At 64.6% G+C, this 14,134-nt stretch carries 19 protein-coding genes; 18 read left to right on the top strand and 1 reads right to left on the bottom strand.

All coding sequences use genetic code 11. The features are described from left to right. Window positions 1–8 precede the first annotated feature (8 nt). The 18 genes from G432_RS19080 to G432_RS19005 all read left to right on the top strand — a co-directional run bounded on the left by G432_RS19080 (window position 9) and on the right by G432_RS19005 (window position 12,979). The gene (locus G432_RS19080) at window positions 9–1,061 is read left to right on the top strand and encodes a DUF7146 domain-containing protein (protein ID WP_015460462.1); all 1,053 of its coding nucleotides are present in this window, start codon (window positions 9–11) and stop codon (window positions 1,059–1,061) included. Window positions 1,062–1,424: 363 nt separating this feature from the next. After that, complete coding sequence (locus G432_RS19075; RefSeq protein ID WP_015460461.1) at window positions 1,425–2,363, top strand: DUF2493 domain-containing protein; 939 nt, start codon at window positions 1,425–1,427, stop codon at window positions 2,361–2,363. A gap of 50 nt (window positions 2,364–2,413) precedes the next feature. After that, window positions 2,414–3,109, top strand: a complete 696-nt coding sequence (locus G432_RS19070; RefSeq protein ID WP_015460460.1) for a thermonuclease family protein — start codon at window positions 2,414–2,416, stop codon at window positions 3,107–3,109. Between the two features lie 677 nt (window positions 3,110–3,786). Further along, window positions 3,787–4,203 carry a single-stranded DNA-binding protein gene (locus G432_RS19065; protein WP_015460459.1) on the top strand — a complete coding sequence of 139 codons (417 nt, stop codon included), beginning with the start codon at window positions 3,787–3,789 and terminating at the stop codon, window positions 4,201–4,203. A 441-nt stretch (window positions 4,204–4,644) separates the two neighbouring features. Then, window positions 4,645–4,818, top strand: a complete 174-nt coding sequence (locus tag G432_RS23830; protein WP_015460458.1) for a hypothetical protein — start codon at window positions 4,645–4,647, stop codon at window positions 4,816–4,818. A 138-nt stretch (window positions 4,819–4,956) separates the two neighbouring features. Then, window positions 4,957–5,169: a helix-turn-helix domain-containing protein gene (locus tag G432_RS19060; RefSeq protein ID WP_015460457.1), complete on the top strand. Its 213-nt coding sequence runs from the start codon at window positions 4,957–4,959 to the stop codon at window positions 5,167–5,169. Between the two features lie 180 nt (window positions 5,170–5,349). After that, window positions 5,350–5,613: a DNA -binding domain-containing protein gene (locus G432_RS19055; protein ID WP_015460456.1), complete on the top strand. Its 264-nt coding sequence runs from the start codon at window positions 5,350–5,352 to the stop codon at window positions 5,611–5,613. A 132-nt stretch (window positions 5,614–5,745) separates the two neighbouring features. Continuing rightward, window positions 5,746–6,000 (top strand): transcriptional regulator domain-containing protein, encoded by a 255-nt coding sequence (locus tag G432_RS23825; RefSeq protein ID WP_015460455.1) that lies wholly within the window; start codon window positions 5,746–5,748, stop codon window positions 5,998–6,000. 76 nt (window positions 6,001–6,076) lie between these two features. Further along, window positions 6,077–6,529, top strand: a complete 453-nt coding sequence (locus G432_RS23820) for a DNA -binding domain-containing protein (protein ID WP_187294016.1) — start codon at window positions 6,077–6,079, stop codon at window positions 6,527–6,529. A gap of 132 nt (window positions 6,530–6,661) precedes the next feature. Continuing rightward, a complete protein-coding gene (locus tag G432_RS22740; protein ID WP_015460453.1) occupies window positions 6,662–6,925 on the top strand; it encodes a helix-turn-helix transcriptional regulator in 264 nt (87 codons plus the stop codon). Window positions 6,926–7,015: 90 nt separating this feature from the next. Next, the gene (locus tag G432_RS19040; RefSeq protein WP_236626927.1) at window positions 7,016–7,801 is read left to right on the top strand and encodes a replication initiator protein A; all 786 of its coding nucleotides are present in this window, start codon (window positions 7,016–7,018) and stop codon (window positions 7,799–7,801) included. A gap of 178 nt (window positions 7,802–7,979) precedes the next feature. After that, a complete protein-coding gene (parA, locus tag G432_RS19035; RefSeq protein ID WP_015460451.1) occupies window positions 7,980–8,618 on the top strand; it encodes a ParA family partition ATPase in 639 nt (212 codons plus the stop codon). Continuing rightward, window positions 8,615–8,875 (top strand): ribbon-helix-helix protein, encoded by a 261-nt coding sequence (locus tag G432_RS19030; RefSeq protein WP_015460450.1) that lies wholly within the window; start codon window positions 8,615–8,617, stop codon window positions 8,873–8,875. Before parA ends, G432_RS19030 begins: the two co-directional genes overlap by 4 nt. Further along, a complete protein-coding gene (locus G432_RS19025; RefSeq protein ID WP_015460449.1) occupies window positions 8,872–9,348 on the top strand; it encodes a DUF2840 domain-containing protein in 477 nt (158 codons plus the stop codon). The genes G432_RS19030 and G432_RS19025 overlap by 4 nt, the downstream gene beginning before the upstream one ends. Further along, window positions 9,345–9,842, top strand: coding sequence for a S26 family signal peptidase (locus G432_RS19020; RefSeq protein ID WP_015460448.1), 498 nt, complete (start codon window positions 9,345–9,347; stop codon window positions 9,840–9,842). The genes G432_RS19025 and G432_RS19020 overlap by 4 nt, the downstream gene beginning before the upstream one ends. Before the next feature lie 54 nt (window positions 9,843–9,896). Further along, window positions 9,897–10,232 carry a DUF736 domain-containing protein gene (locus G432_RS19015; protein WP_015460447.1) on the top strand — a complete coding sequence of 112 codons (336 nt, stop codon included), beginning with the start codon at window positions 9,897–9,899 and terminating at the stop codon, window positions 10,230–10,232. A gap of 82 nt (window positions 10,233–10,314) precedes the next feature. Next, on the top strand, window positions 10,315–10,965 hold the full coding sequence (locus G432_RS19010; RefSeq protein WP_084673704.1) for a lytic transglycosylase domain-containing protein: 651 nt from the start codon (window positions 10,315–10,317) through the stop codon (window positions 10,963–10,965). Window positions 10,966–11,218: 253 nt separating this feature from the next. Continuing rightward, complete coding sequence (locus tag G432_RS19005; RefSeq protein ID WP_041865010.1) at window positions 11,219–12,979, top strand: relaxase/mobilization nuclease domain-containing protein; 1,761 nt, start codon at window positions 11,219–11,221, stop codon at window positions 12,977–12,979. A 119-nt stretch (window positions 12,980–13,098) separates the two neighbouring features. Here the strand turns inward: G432_RS19005 and G432_RS19000 are convergent, their stop codons facing one another. Beyond that, the gene (locus tag G432_RS19000; RefSeq protein WP_015460443.1) at window positions 13,099–14,049 is read right to left on the bottom strand and encodes a hypothetical protein; all 951 of its coding nucleotides are present in this window, start codon (window positions 14,047–14,049) and stop codon (window positions 13,099–13,101) included. Between the last annotated feature and the right edge of the window lie 85 nt (window positions 14,050–14,134).

Raw genomic sequence — 14,134 nt, 5'->3', positions numbered from 1 at the left:
GATGTGAGATGAAGAACTCCGCCACCGGGATATCGCAGCGCCTCGCCGATAATGCCGAGAGTGTCTGTCGCCGCTATCTGTCGAAAGGACATCGCGAAGGCCGGTACTGGCTGGTGGGCGATGCCCGCAATACGCCCGGACGCAGCCTCTATGTCCGTTTGGTCGCCTCTCCCGATGGAGGGGCGGCCGGTAAATGGACTGATGCCGCAACCGGCGACCATGGCGATCTGCTCGATATCATCACCATTGCGGGAGGCCATGCGCGGCTACGCGATACGCTGGAGGAAGCCCGGCGTTTTCTCAGCCTGCCGCAGCCATCGCCCCGGCAAGAGGGCGCTGGGTCCCGGCGGGAGCGCAAAACGCCGTCCGGCACGCCGGAGGCAGCTCAGCGTCTGGCGGCTGCTTCCCAACCCGTTGGCGGCACCCTTGTCACGGACTATCTTGCAGGGCGGAGCATCGGACCGCTGCAAGCGGGCGATCCGCTGCGCTTCCATCCGCGCTGCTACTATCGGCCATCCCGGAAGGATCCTCCCGGCACCCGTCGGGCCTGGCCGGCGATGATCGCTCTTGTCACCAATCTGGCCGGCGCGATCACAGGCGTGCATCGCACCTGGCTCGATCCCACGACGATCGAAAAAGCGCCGGTCGCCTATCCACGCCGCGCGATGGGCCATCTGCTCGGCCACGGCGTTCGCTTCGGGCGCGCTGGCGCGGTGATGGCCGCCGGCGAAGGCATCGAGACAATGCTATCGCTCCGCACGATCATGCCTGCATTGCCAGCGATCGCGGGGCTGTCGGGCGCCCACCTTGCAGCCATCCGGTTCCCGCCGGATCTTCGGCGCCTCTATATCGCCCGCGACGCGGATTCCACCGGAGCCGCCGCCGAAACCCTGTTGACCCGCAGGGCTGCGGAGGTCGGGATCGAGGCTATCCCGCTGGCGCCGATGCTCGACGATTTCAACTCGGACCTGCATGGCCTGGGGGCGGATCGGCTGCGAGCGCATCTGGCCCCTCAACTGCGGGACGAAGATGCCGAGCGTCACCTTCTCCTGTCCGGCTGAAGGCCGGGAAGCGGGAGTTCAGCTTTGTCGTCACCGGCGAAGCTGTGTCGCGTCATAGGCGCCATTTTCGCTGAAAAGGCCGCGCCCACGCCTTCATAGAGGGCGACAGGAGCAGCGGGCGTCCGGCGAGCACAACGGACAGACGGGGGCTATTTTCCGCCGCGCCCGCGAGCGGCCGCTTTGCATCGCGAGGCAAAATAGCCCCCTTTGTCCGTCCTCCGCTTTGCTCCGGCCGCCATCACGCGCCCGAAAGGGGCGCGCGCACGCTTGGCGCTTGGCGGTGCGCGCGCCGTCCGGCCCGCTGCCTTTCGTCGCCATGAAGGCCGCGAGGGTCGCGGCTCCCAGACGAAAAGGCGACATCCCGTGAACGACAGCAACGACATCCCCGCTGACGAGCCCGAACACGCCCAATCCCAGACAGCCTATCTGCTCGAGGAAATGCAGCTCTATGGCTATCGTCCCTTCGAAGATGAACCAGATCAACGTCCGCTGCCCGAATCCCGCCTCGTCGATGGCGCAGTGGCCGATATGTTCGATGGTATGGTCTCGGCGCTGATCGACACCCGGATCGAACCCGACCTCGAAGACATCCTCTGGGGGCTGGTCAACGTCTTCCACAACGGCATCCAGCGGGTCGAACGCGAACTGGACGATAACGAAGTGGCGCAAAAGCGGATGCAGCGCGAACAGGACGGCTCGGAGGTCAATTCGGTCGAGCTGGAGCGCGCGATCGCCGAGGGCGTGACCATGATCGAGCGGCGCGACACGTTCGAATATCTGCGCGATGCCGCCGCCGACCAGTACCGCAGCTTCACCAAGAAGCCCTGGCTTCCCCGGTCGGGTTCGAAGGTCAATCGCAAGGCGCTCACTTCGGCGGTCATCGCGAGCAAGGACTTCATCAACGATCGCAAATGGTCCGACAAGCAGGTGCTTATGCCCAAGGGTGTTCGCATCGCGATCTCGTCTGGGCCGGCGTTCAACGATACGCGGCTGATCTGGTCGACGCTCGACAAGATCCGGGCCAAGTTCCCCGACATGGTGCTGATCCATGGCGCGACCGAAAGCGGCGGCGAACATATCGCAGTCCTCTGGGCGGACCAGCGCGGCGTGCCGAGCGTCCCCATCAAGCCCGACTGGAAACTCGGCAAGGCCGCTCCGTTCAAGCGCAATGACGAGATGCTCGCCGCCATGCCCAAGGGACTGATCGTGTTTCCGGGCACCGGCATCCAGTCGAACATCCGCGACAAGGCCAAGGCGCTCGGCATCAAGGTCTGGGATTTCCGGCATCTGGGCGGCGCGTAAGCGCCGCCCATCCTCGCATTCTCTCGATGGGGCGATATGGTCCCTCGATCATGAACATCTCGCGTTACATAACTGCCGGCTTTTTCGCTGCGTTATCCTTCGACCTCCCGGTTCCGAGCTACGCGGCCCCGCCTATCGAGGGCCGGGCCAGCGTGGTTGACGGCGACACGTTCGATCTCGGCCGGGAACGGGTGCGGATTCTGGGGATCGACGCCCCGGAGCTGGATCAATCCTGTGCTGATGCAGCAGGCCGGTCATGGCCGTGCGGTCAGCGCGCCAAGGCGGCCCTGCGGACCTGGCTCGGCGGCGCCTCCGTTCGCTGCATTCCCGCCTATCGTGACCAGGGCGGCCGTCCTGTCGCTCGCTGCGCTGCTCGCGGGCGCGATATAGGGGGATGGCTGGTGGAGAATGGCTGGGCGCTTGACTATCCGCGCTACAGCAGCGGCGCCTACCACACCGCCGAACAGGGCGCCCGTCGCCGCCGGGCCGGCGTCTGGGCCGGGACTGTCACGCCACCATGGGAGTGGCGCGGCTCGCGCGAGGTTGCGCGGCGCGAGGCCCCATCACCGCCGCCCAATCCCCGTTGCGCGCTCAAGGGCAACATCAGTGCGGACGGGAGCCGGATCGTTCACGCGCCCGGCCAACGCGACTATGCCGCCGTCAGGATCGACACCGCGCGGGGCGAACGCTGGTTCTGTTCGCTTGCGGAGGCCCGTCGTGCCGGTTGGCGTCCAGCAGCGCGCTGATCGATCCACGGGCGCGGCCAGATAAGAAGGCAGCGCGGATCACGCCGCCAGTCCTGCTGCGTTCCGACCAGAGCCATCACAGTGTCCCGTTACGTTGGACGCGCACCGCAACATCCCCGCCGTTCGTGAACGGGCAGTTCGGTCCCAGTGCTGGGTCTGGCATCCCGCGTCATGGCGTTTTCTCCCTGCTGCCAGGTCCAAGGTCGTGGAAAAGGCGTCCGCACCACCCTCACGCCCGTTGCCTTGTCTGCCCCGTCGCGGCTGCCGCTGCGTGATGGCGTATGGCGGCGATGAAGCAGCGGCCCCAGTTGCGAAGATATGTGCCGAAAGGTCTGGGCGGTCGGGTGCGCGAGGTCGGAGCGGGTTAGTGTCTTCGATTGAAGCGTCCTTTCGGATTGGCGCCACTGTGCGAGAGCTGCCTTCGTTCGCGGTCATCACCGTCATGCGTCGATCGAGGGTTCGTTCCCTCCGACTGGCGAATCCCTAAGTCCTTTCCATTTCCGCCAGCAACCCCGGTGGCGCCGGACCGAGTTGCCGCTGCGCGGCTGCCCGCACCACTCCGGGCCTATGGGGTCAGGCCGCCGCCCGAGGGCGGCGATGCAGACGGCTCTGGACGGCCTTCACCCGGGCTTCGTCGGAGGGACGGTCCCTCGGACTCGAAGCAACGGAGATACATCATGCAGAACATCGTCATCCTCGCCGGCAACATCGGCGCTGAGCCGGAAAGCCGCAGCACCCAGGGTGGAACTAACATCACCAGCTTTCGCCTCGCGACCTCGCGTCCCCGCTACGCGGACGGCAAGGCGCTTCGCGACGACCAGGGCCGTCGCCTCCAGGACACCGAATGGCACCGCATCACCGCATTCAACGGCCTTGGCAAGACGGTTCAGGCCCATTGCACTACGGGCATGAAGGTTCTGGTTCGCGGCCGCATCCACTACACGGAATGGAACGATCAGCAGGGGGTGAAGCGCTACGGCTGCGAGATCATTGCCGAGACGATCGACTTCCTCAGTCGGGGCAGACCCGCCCAGGACAATGGCGGCGAAGCCGGCAGCGGCAGCTATGACACGGACGATGACATCCCGTTCTGATCAGAACGCAGCAGGCCCGGCGGAGCGATCCGCCGGGCCTTTTTTCGTGCCGACGCCCGTGGGGTTTGGGCCGCGACGCTGACACCGCCATCACATGCTTCCAGAGGCTCCGGGGTCAGCGCGAGATCCGAGGTGATCGCGAATGGAGCGCGCTGTTCAACCTCGCAGCCGAGACCGCAGAAATGGACGGAAGATCCGAGGCAGAGCGACGATTATCGGGACGGACATCACGCTCGCTTCGCCGCCGGCGCCATCCCCGCTCTCATTTGGCTCTTTCCTTGGTCCGGCCCAAGGCCTGATGCCATCAACCCGTAAAGGGTCCGCTACGCTTCGCGTGCGGCCTTCAGGCTGCGCCTGCGCGGTGATTGCGGCCATGCGCCCGACACTTCGGGAGCCTGTCGAGCGGGGATGGCCCCCGCGACGAAAGACAGGAGCCCAAAAATGTCCACGTCGCTCAAAACCGTATCAGCCTATGCCTGGAGCCTCGCCCGCAGCCTCATGGTCAATATCATCGTGTTCCGCACCGAAGCCGGTCTTTTCAGCGCGATGCCGGCCAGCGAATGGGACGGCGACTCGGCTAGCATCGTTCGCGAGTTTGATCCCTTCGCCTGGTGAGGCGAATGCGGGGCCGCTGGTCGGCCCCGCTTTCCTGAAACCCTGAAGCGCGCTTTCGCGTAGATACGCAGATACGTATTTACGATTCCCTAGTATATTGGGTGGCCATGGGTTAGGCAGAGCGGCGACGTCCCCGGCATGAGCCTGCGGGAGATCGTCGCCACGAATTTGCGTCAAATGCGTCATGCCAAGAGCCTGTCGCAGGAGGAGCTTGCCGATCGTGCAGGTGTCAACCGCAACTATATCGGAATGCTGGAGCGTGAAGAACACGCCGCGACGGTCGATATGCTCGAACGCATCGCCGCGATACTCGAAGTCGATCCCATCGAATTCTTCCGCAAGGCAGATTGATCTTCCAGCGGTATTGTCGTCGGGCCAGGTGGGACGGGCACCATCTCGTTTCCGAGTTCGCACCCCCGACGCGATGAGTGCGCTGGGGCGCCGCGGCTTTTTCCATTATCCCCTGGACAGGATAATCTCACCCCGACGACCGAAGAACTGGCGCTCCGGGCGCCGAGCGCGCCGCTAAAAATGGCGATCCCCGATTTCGATGACCGCCCGCCGCAATCTTCGCGCGTGACCCGCTACGACGAACGCCATTTCGTCACCTATCTGCGAATGCTCGAAGCGGACGAGGAAGGCGCGCATTGGCGTGAAATCGTCCGCATAATCTTCGATCTCGACCCTGTTCGCGAGCCGCAGCGGGCATGGGGCGTCTATGAAAGCCATCTCGCCAGGGCCAAGTGGATGACCGAGATCGGCTACCTCGATCTTCTGCAGGGAAGGCCTCGATAAACCGAGCTTTTTGAAGGTTCGAAGCTATTCGAATCCCAGGTCAACTCCATCGCGCACCCGGCTCTTCCAGCGGACATCAGCGCAGGCAAGCTCTTCGACTGTCCCGAGACAGGGGCAACAGGGAGAGGTGCGATGCCAACTGCCAGCGATTGGCGGTCGCAAGCGATCGCCGCGGAAACCGCCGATCTCGATTATGCCGATTTCGCGCAGGAATTCCTTCGGCACAACAAGGAATACCGGCGGCAATACGCTCGATATGCCGCGCGCAGGAACGGCGCTTCATCAAAGGAGACCCTCAGCACGGGCTTTGCCCGGCGCTGGGGGTTGGTGTTTTCCGATCGATCCCGATGTTTCCGCCGCAGTGTCTCCTGCGCTCTGGCGGCCTGAGGTCGCCCCCGGGACCGTTGCCCTGGCGCCTCCGCCGCGTGGCCTGGAGATCAGGGGGCGGTTTGCACCAGAACGATTGGGCCTGATCCTCGCCGATCATAGTGATGAGGGCGGTCGGCATCTCGTCATCGACGACCCTGGCGGTCGCTTGCGACTGTGGCTCGCTGAACCGAATCTGGAAGTCGAGCCGGCCATAGTTCTCACCCCCGACCGCGACTATGCTTTGCGGCGTTCGGTCGCTGATCGTCTGGCCCTCCGACTGCAGGGCGCCGCAGGCGGGCGCGTGCCCACAGCTTTCCGGCCGACAGACTTCCAGCGCATGAGACTGACATTTCTTCTGCATCTGCTGGGCCTCCTTGCGACGGGCCTCAGCACCCGCGAACTGGCCGATGCCGCCGTCTATCCTGAGCTTGGCCTACATGGTTCGGACTGGCGCGCGGCCAATGAACGCCGACAGGTTCAGCGTCTTCGCGACGAGGCGCTCCGGCTCAGCGAGAGCGGATATCTGGATCTCCTGCGCGGGCGCTGATCGACCAGGGCCAGTGCGACATTTTCCTTGGCCTGATTTTCCCCTCTCTCCCGGCGCAAGCAGATTACGCCAGCCTTGTCTCCGCCACTACGCGCTCGCCCCACGCGGCCTGCGCTTCGACGGAGACCGACAATGCAGCCCAATCCCCCAGATGATGCGCCACGCTTTCTGAGAACCCCCGATGCCGCGAAGCGTCTGGGCCTCTCGCCGCGCACGCTGGAGAAACATCGCTGCTTCGGCACCGGCCCCATCTACCACAAGCTCGGTGGCCGCATCGTCTACACGGTCGCCGACATCGACGACTGGGCAGCGGCCGGGATGCGCCGGTCAACGTCCGATCCGGGACCGGGCATCGCCACCACGAGACGGCCTGCGAATGCCGGGCGTGGACGGTAATCCGTGACAGCCAAAGGCTTCACTTCCCGGCAGCTTGACCTGTTCCGTCCGATCGCCGGAGATATCGCCCCGCGTGACGCCCAGGATCTGATGAGCTGGCCCTTCTTCTCGCTTGCCAAGAGCAAGCGGGTCGCACCGATCCTGTTCCGCATGGGCGATGTCTCGATCCATGTCGAAGCGACGCCCGAACATGGGATGGCGACCATCTGGGACGCCGATATCCTGATCTGGGCGGCAAGCCAGATTGTCGAGGCGCATGATGCGGGACTGCCGACCTCCCGCCTCATCGCCGCGACGCCCTATGACATCCTGACCTTCACCCGGCGCGGCACCGGCAAGGCGAGCTATGAGCGGCTGCGCGCCGGGCTCGACCGGCTTCAGTCGACCACGATCGCTACCAGCATCCGTCAAACCACCCAGCGCAGGCGCCATCGCTTCTCCTGGATCAATGAGTGGCGTGAGCGTCTCGATGGCCAGGGTCGCGCGCTCGGCATCGAGATGATCGTCCCTGACTGGTTCTATGCCGGGGTGCTGGATCACGCGCTCGTCCTCACCATCGACCGAGCCTATTTCAACCTGACCGGCGGCCTGGAACGCTGGCTCTATCGTATCTGCCGCAAGCATGGCGGACGGCAGGAACATGGGTGGAGCTTCGACGTCGCCCACCTTCACCTGAAGTCGGGCGTCCTCTCGCCGCTCAAGCGCTTCAGCTTCGAGCTGCGAGATATCGTCCGCCGCCAGCCGCTGCCCGGATACCGGCTGACACTCACCTTCGAACTCGGCCGTCAGCGGCTGAACTTCGCTCCGCTCCCCATCGATCCGCTCGACGCCGCCATGCGGCGAATGGGCTACCCGCCTGTGGATAAGTTGCCATGAGGCACGGACTATCGGGAACCGCGACTATCGGACGATCGGGAACCCGATCCTCGGACTATCAGGAACCGAAACCGGGCTTAACACCTTGGAATCGTTTTCCGATTCTGCCCCCTAACATTGCTAACTCTGAATCCTTCGGATTCATACTAACGGGCTGCGCGCCTGTGGACGAAACGCGATGATCGTCGCGTTGCTCAATCAGAAGGGCGGCGTCGGCAAGACCACTCTCGCGCTTCATCTGGCTGGCCAGTGGGCTGTCACAGGCAAGCGTGTCCTGCTGATCGATGCCGATCCGCAGGGCTCGGCGCTGGACTGGGCGCAGGAGCGCGCGTCGCAAGGCCTGCCACGGCTGTTCAGCGTGATCGGTCTCGCACGCGACACGCTGCATCACGAGGCGCCGGAACTGGCCCGTGGTGTCGACCATGTGGTGATCGACGGACCGCCGCGCGTCGCAGGGCTGCTTCGCTCGGCTCTGCTGGCCGCCGATCTCGTTCTCATGCCGGTACAGCCATCCCCGCTCGATGGCTGGGCGTCAGCCGAGATGCTGGCCTTGCTCGATCAGGCCCGCATCTTCAAACCCGCGATCGCGGCGCGGTTCGTTCTCAACCGCTATCCCGCGCGCACGCTGATCGGGCGGGCCACTGCCGACAGTCTCGAAGCCCATGATCCGCCTCTGCTGCCGGCCCATGTCGGCCAGCGGGTGATCTTCGCCGATGCACTGCGGACCGGGCGCCTCGCGTCCGAAATGGACGCGGACAGCATCGCTGCGCGCGAAATCTCAGCATTGGCACAGCAGGTCGAGAACCTGCTGTCATGAGCGGTCCGGTCAAACCGCCCAGGCGTTTCGTCGCCCGGCCACGCGGCGTCGAAGCCTGGGTGTCCGCCGGCGAAGGGGAACGGACAACGTCGCCTTCACGCAGCGCGAACACCGCGCGCCTCACCATCGATGTGACGCCGGAACTGCGGAAACGACTCAAGCTTGCCGCGCTCCAGCGCGGGCTGACGCTGGCCGATCTGGTGCGGGCCATGCTGGCCGAAGCCTTCCCGGCGGAAGACCAGGAGCGCGCGCCATGATCGCTGTCCGCGATGATCGCACCCGCGTCGAGCTGCTGTGGATCGAAAAGAAGATCGAGCGCTGGATACGCTTCGGCCGCCCTGTCGAGGATCAGATACTCGACCGGCGCCGGCGCCGCCTGGGCTTCGCTCCCGACAGCATATTCGCTTTCGTGCGCTGGGCGTCGAACGACTACGGCACCGTCGTTTCTCGCATCGACATCCTGCGCGCGGTGCTGCCAGGCGAGCCCTATCAGACCGTGCCTGGTGTCGATCCGGGCGGTGACATTCTGCTGCGGGCTTCCGGCTGGCCCAAGGTTCAGCGTGTGTTCGAAGCGATCGACGCGGTGGACGCCCTCGAAATCGATCCCGCCGACGTCGCCCCGGACCATTGGCGCCACGTCCACAATCGCCTCGCCGCCCGCGAAACGCCGCGTCCCTACACGCTGGAGCGCCATCGCGCCTGGCTCGCCCGCAAAGGCTCCTTGCAATGACCTATCCCTGGAAAACGCTCGCGGCCGCCGTCGCCGCAGTCAATCTCATAGCGATCTCGATGTGGATCGATCCGCCTCCGCGCCTGATCTGGAACGCCAGTCCGAGTGTTCCGATCGGCTTCTACCGGGTGCGCGTCGGCGACCCTGTCTCGCGCGGCGAGCTTGCGGTGGTTCTGCCGCCACCGGACATCGCACGGTTCCTCGCCGAGGGCGGTTATCTGCCGCTCGGCCTGCCGCTCCTCAAGCGTGTGGCGGCGCTGCCCGAACAGACGGTTTGCCGAACCGGCGACACGATCAGCATCGACGGCGATGTCGTTGCTGTGGCGCAGACAACTGACCGGCTTGGCCGCGCGCTGCCCGTCTGGACGGGATGCCGGACGCTCGCAGCCGACCAGCTTTTTTTCCTCAATGCCGATCGCGAGGACAGCCTCGACGGCCGCTATTTCGGACCACTTCCCGCAGCAACCGTGATCGGGCGGGCGACGCCCATGTGAGCGTTCGCCGTGCCGCGAAATTCATTCCACCCCGCCAAGCAAAGGAGACTGGCAATGCAACCCAATATCTTCAAACCCACCGATGAGGGCTATAAGGGCCGCATCCGGTTGTTCGGCATCGACGAGATTGTCACGCTTGTTCCCGCCGAACCGAGCGATGCAGACAAGGCGCCGGATTTCCGCGTGCTGCTCGACGACGAACATGGCCCGAGAGTTGGCGCCGCGTGGAAGGATGTCGGCGAACGCGCTGGCGACTATGTCTCGCTGGAAATCGAAAGCCCGCTGTTCGCGGGCCAGACTCTGCGCGCGCATCTCTTTCGCACCGACGACGAGGGCTCGGCGTTCCGCCTGTCGGTAAGCCGTCACCGTGTCCGCGAAGACCGGACCTGATCCGGTGCGCCCGAGCTGCTGCAAATCGCGCCGCCGGGCGCTGTCGCTGGCGCTGCTCGCATGTCTTGCGAGCGCGCCGGCGATGGCCATAGCGGGCGGCGAAACCGCCGCGGCGCGGTCGCCATCCGCGGTAACGCCGTTCGCCGCCCATGTGGCCGAGGCATCCCGCCGCTTCGGCATCCCGGAGCGCTGGATACGGGCGGTCATGCGCGCCGAAAGCGCCGGCGATGTGACCGCGATCTCGCACGCTGGAGCCATGGGTCTGATGCAAATCATGCCCGGGACCTGGGCGGAGCTTCGCACGCGCTATCGCCTCGGCCGCGATCCCTACGAGCCCCGCGACAACATCATCGCGGGCACGGCTTATCTTCGTGAGTTGTATGATCGTTACGGCAATTCGACGGCAATGCTGGCAGCCTATAACGCCGGCCCAGGACGCTATGATGAGCATCTGGCGACGGGCCGGGCGCTACCGCGGGAGACGCGCGCCTATCTCGCCATGCTCGCGCCGATGGTCGGCGGACCGCCCGCTCGCGCGCTCGCGAGCGCGCCCGCCGATGCGCTGGCCTGGACCCACGCGCCGCTCTTTTCGCGACCGGTCCGCGTCCAGTCCACTACCGTGTCGACATCATCCGGTTCGCCACCGGACGATGGTGAAGACGCACCAGATCCCGCGCCTCGCCAGCTCGAGGACAGCCTCTTCGTCCCTCTTTCCGGTCTGCACCCGTCATGACGGGCCCGCTCGCAGGCAAGCGTACTCAGGGGAGCAATGACGTCCTCTATCGAACAAGCGGCTGGGAACGCAGGAAGAACAGGGAGGCACGGCAAGATAAAAGGACCGCCAGCAGGCTCGGTCCAGATGGTTGGTTGGTCGGGGATTTTTCGTATGGCTCCGCGAGCGGCCTGCCAGCATGTTCTCGTGAAACTGCCGAAATTCTCATCGATCCACGTCTGGCAGGCTTTTGCGCCGATGGTTCCAGCCTCCGATGAGCGGCCCCGACGACGAGTTCCAGGTCAGGCCTGGACGGCCCCGCGACGGAGGGACAAAAGGCCGGCAAGCGAAGTCCTTCGTCGGCCAGGTGCTGCGGGCGGCGAACAAAGGCGGGCGCGGCGGTCGCGCATACAGTCCTCGCCGGAAAGGGGGCGGCGCTTCCCGCTTCGGGCGCGGCCGGGTGACGGCCCCTCGTCGCGCGCGCAGGTCATCGGATCGACGCGTCGTCGTCAAGATGCGGATTGTCCGGCACCAAGGGGTCAAATATCGTGCAGCACCGCTTGCCCGGCACGCCAGCTATCTCGAACGCGAAGGCGTCACGCGCGACGGTGCGCCAGGCCGACTGTTCGACGCGACTGGCGATCAGGCGGACGGAAACTCCTTCGCTGATCGCTGCGAGGACGATCGCCACCATTTTCGGATCATCATCTCACCGGAGGACGCCAGGGAGATGGAGGACCTGCGTGCCTTTACCCGCGAATTGATGGCGGATGCACAGCGCGATCTCGGCACCTCGCTCGACTGGGTAGCAATAGATCACTGGAATACCGATGACCCGCATATCCATGTGCTGGTTCGTGGCCGCGGCGACGATGGCCGCGACCTCGTCATAAGTCGGGACTATATCCGCGAGGGCTTCCGTCATCGCGCCGAAGATCGCGTGACCCTCGAGATGGGGCCGCGCACCCAACGCGAGATCCAGGCCGCACTCGGCCGCGAGGTTCAGGCCGATCGCTGGACCAGCCTCGATCGCACCCTGAGGGATATCGCCGATCGTCATGGCGGCATTGTCGATTTGCGCCCGGATGCCAATGGTCATGGACCTCAAAACCGGCATCTCCTGATAGGCCGCGCGCAGAAGCTCGAAGCCCTGGGCCTGGTCGATCCGCTCGGTCCCGCAGCCTGGACCATCAAGCCTGGTCTGGAAGACACGCTGCGCGATCTCGGTGTTCGCGGTGATATCATCAAGACGATGCACAAGGCGATGGCCAGGGACACACCGAACCCCGACGTGTCCCGCTTCGCGATCCACCAAGCGCCCCCGATCGATCCTGTCGTGGGCCGTCTGGTTGATCGCGGGCTTTATGATGAACTCAAAGGCAGCGCCTATGCCGTTGTCGATGGCATCGATGGTCGCACCCACCATCTCCGGTTCGACGATATCGACATGACTGGCGACGCGAAGCCCGGCGCCATCGTCGAACTGCGCTCCTGGGACGATGCCAGGGGACAGCGGCGCCATTCGCTCGCGTCACGCTCCGATCTTTCGCTTGGCGAGCAGATCAGCGCCGATGGCGCGACCTGGCTCGATCGTAATCTCGTCGCACGCGAGCAGCCTGCGCTGGGAGGCGGTTTCGGCGCGGAAGTCGCCGCCGCCATGGAGTCGCGGGCCGACCAGCTGGTCAATGAGGGATTGGCGGAACGACGGGGTGGCCGCGTCATATTCGCCCGCGCGTTGATCCAGACGCTCAAGGACCGGGAGATGCTGCACATCAAGACCGACCTTGTGAACCGCACCGGCCTCGCGCCTCTGCCATCGAGGCCCGGCGATCATGTCGCGGGTATCTATCGACAGCGGGTGACGCTGGCCTCAGGCCGGTTCGCCATGATCGACAATGGGCTGGGCTTCCAGCTCGTTCCCTGGCGGCCGGCGCTCGAACAGCATCTCGGCCGCCACGTCTCCGGCACGATGACGCCGGGCGGCGGTGTGGACTGGTCCTTTGGACGGCAACGTGGACTGGGATTGGGATTGTGATCGGTACTCGTCGAAGACAGAATTCGCCGGCATTGCTGCCGTTCGCAGCACCCGAAGCTCGTCCTAAAACCCGTCTACATTCATCCGCCCCGAGCGGCTTACCGACGGCCTCAGCGCCGCTATGTTTTCTTTCCGAAGAACACCTGACGCGCCTCATCCTCGTGAAGGTCAAATTTTGCGGTGTGGTACTGGGACGGCTGAACGGCGTCCGAAGTCATTTTGAACGGCAGTTCGTCGATGCAAATCTCCGAGATTAAGGCGGAGAAATCCTTGTCGTAGCAGTCCGCCAGTACCTTCAGGTTGGTGGACGGGAAGCTCTCCTTGAACTCCTTGTTGAACGGTGGCTGGAAGTACCGGATTAGCGACGCCTCGTAGAGGGTCACGCGCTCGGCGTCGGATGTCCCGAACAACTTATCCAGGCCCGCCGAAATGCGGGCGCTTCCCTCCTCCTTATTCTCGGCCCACGGGTTCATGAAGGTGATCATCCGATTGCCCGGTTCGATCTCGAGCATGAGCAGCGTGAGCCGGCGATCAGGCGGCACGCCCTTGACCGAGATCCGCTGCAGGGTCTCGTGCTTGAGCAGCCGGTCGAGGGCGTTGCGCGACCCGTCCTTGCCATAAGCCTGACCAATGTAGAGGACCTCGAAGCCGATCGCATCCTGCTCGTCGTTCAGCCGTCGCGCCATCTCTTCGTCAGAGGGTGCCCAGTAACCATCACCGTTTTTGATGAACCACCCCCGCTCGGTCTCGACCAGCTCGACGCCGTCAGGCATGGGCCAGGCAAGTTCATGGCGTTTGCCGGCAACGAGGATAACGATGACAAGCCGTCCATCCTCAAGGCGCTGATCGACGGTCTCTATCGCCGGCATAGTGCCGATGACGTAAATGTGGCATTTCGCGAGATGCGGCTTGAACGCCGCCACGATCTTCTCCTCGTAGATTCCGAAGGCAGGCATGAGCACGAAGCTCGTCGCGTACATGTTGAGAGCGTGTTCGACGTCGAACCGCTTGCCGCCGAACAGCTGGGCGGGATCGCGCTTCGGTTTTTTGTCGGGTTGATTTTTAGTCATCCACTGATTCTACTTTTACCTGTCGGCGCGAAACAAGTCACATGGCATCCATAAATTGGATCAGGCAGTCACGATGTCGCCGACG

Source organism: Sphingomonas sp. MM-1 (assembly GCF_000347675.2).
GTDB lineage: Bacteria > Pseudomonadota > Alphaproteobacteria > Sphingomonadales > Sphingomonadaceae > Sphingomonas_E > Sphingomonas_E fennica.
The sequence above is the reverse complement of the archived record's forward strand: the minus strand, read 5'-3'. Positions and strand labels throughout refer to the sequence as shown.

What these genes read in the sequence shown, in the direction of transcription:
- G432_RS19020 (WP_015460448.1), top strand. Translation starts at nt 9,345, where the DNA reads ATGACCTATCCCTGGAAAACGCTCGCGGCCGCCGTCGCCGCAGTCAAT.
- G432_RS19040 (WP_236626927.1), top strand. Translation starts at nt 7,016, where the DNA reads ATGAGCTGGCCCTTCTTCTCGCTTGCCAAGAGCAAGCGGGTCGCACCG.
- G432_RS23825 (WP_015460455.1), top strand. Translation starts at nt 5,746, where the DNA reads ATGCCAACTGCCAGCGATTGGCGGTCGCAAGCGATCGCCGCGGAAACC.
- G432_RS23830 (WP_015460458.1), top strand. Translation starts at nt 4,645, where the DNA reads ATGTCCACGTCGCTCAAAACCGTATCAGCCTATGCCTGGAGCCTCGCC.
- G432_RS22740 (WP_015460453.1), top strand. Translation starts at nt 6,662, where the DNA reads ATGCAGCCCAATCCCCCAGATGATGCGCCACGCTTTCTGAGAACCCCC.
- G432_RS19015 (WP_015460447.1), top strand. Translation starts at nt 9,897, where the DNA reads ATGCAACCCAATATCTTCAAACCCACCGATGAGGGCTATAAGGGCCGC.
- G432_RS19055 (WP_015460456.1), top strand. Translation starts at nt 5,350, where the DNA reads ATGGCGATCCCCGATTTCGATGACCGCCCGCCGCAATCTTCGCGCGTG.
- G432_RS19065 (WP_015460459.1), top strand. Translation starts at nt 3,787, where the DNA reads ATGCAGAACATCGTCATCCTCGCCGGCAACATCGGCGCTGAGCCGGAA.
- G432_RS19005 (WP_041865010.1), top strand. Translation starts at nt 11,219, where the DNA reads ATGAGCGGCCCCGACGACGAGTTCCAGGTCAGGCCTGGACGGCCCCGC.
- G432_RS19070 (WP_015460460.1), top strand. Translation starts at nt 2,414, where the DNA reads ATGAACATCTCGCGTTACATAACTGCCGGCTTTTTCGCTGCGTTATCC.
- G432_RS19060 (WP_015460457.1), top strand. Translation starts at nt 4,957, where the DNA reads ATGAGCCTGCGGGAGATCGTCGCCACGAATTTGCGTCAAATGCGTCAT.
- parA (WP_015460451.1), top strand. Translation starts at nt 7,980, where the DNA reads ATGATCGTCGCGTTGCTCAATCAGAAGGGCGGCGTCGGCAAGACCACT.
- G432_RS19025 (WP_015460449.1), top strand. Translation starts at nt 8,872, where the DNA reads ATGATCGCTGTCCGCGATGATCGCACCCGCGTCGAGCTGCTGTGGATC.
- G432_RS19000 (WP_015460443.1), bottom strand. Translation starts at nt 14,049, where the DNA reads ATGACTAAAAATCAACCCGACAAAAAACCGAAGCGCGATCCCGCCCAG.
- G432_RS19080 (WP_015460462.1), top strand. Translation starts at nt 9, where the DNA reads ATGAAGAACTCCGCCACCGGGATATCGCAGCGCCTCGCCGATAATGCC.
- G432_RS19030 (WP_015460450.1), top strand. Translation starts at nt 8,615, where the DNA reads ATGAGCGGTCCGGTCAAACCGCCCAGGCGTTTCGTCGCCCGGCCACGC.
- G432_RS19010 (WP_084673704.1), top strand. Translation starts at nt 10,315, where the DNA reads ATGGCCATAGCGGGCGGCGAAACCGCCGCGGCGCGGTCGCCATCCGCG.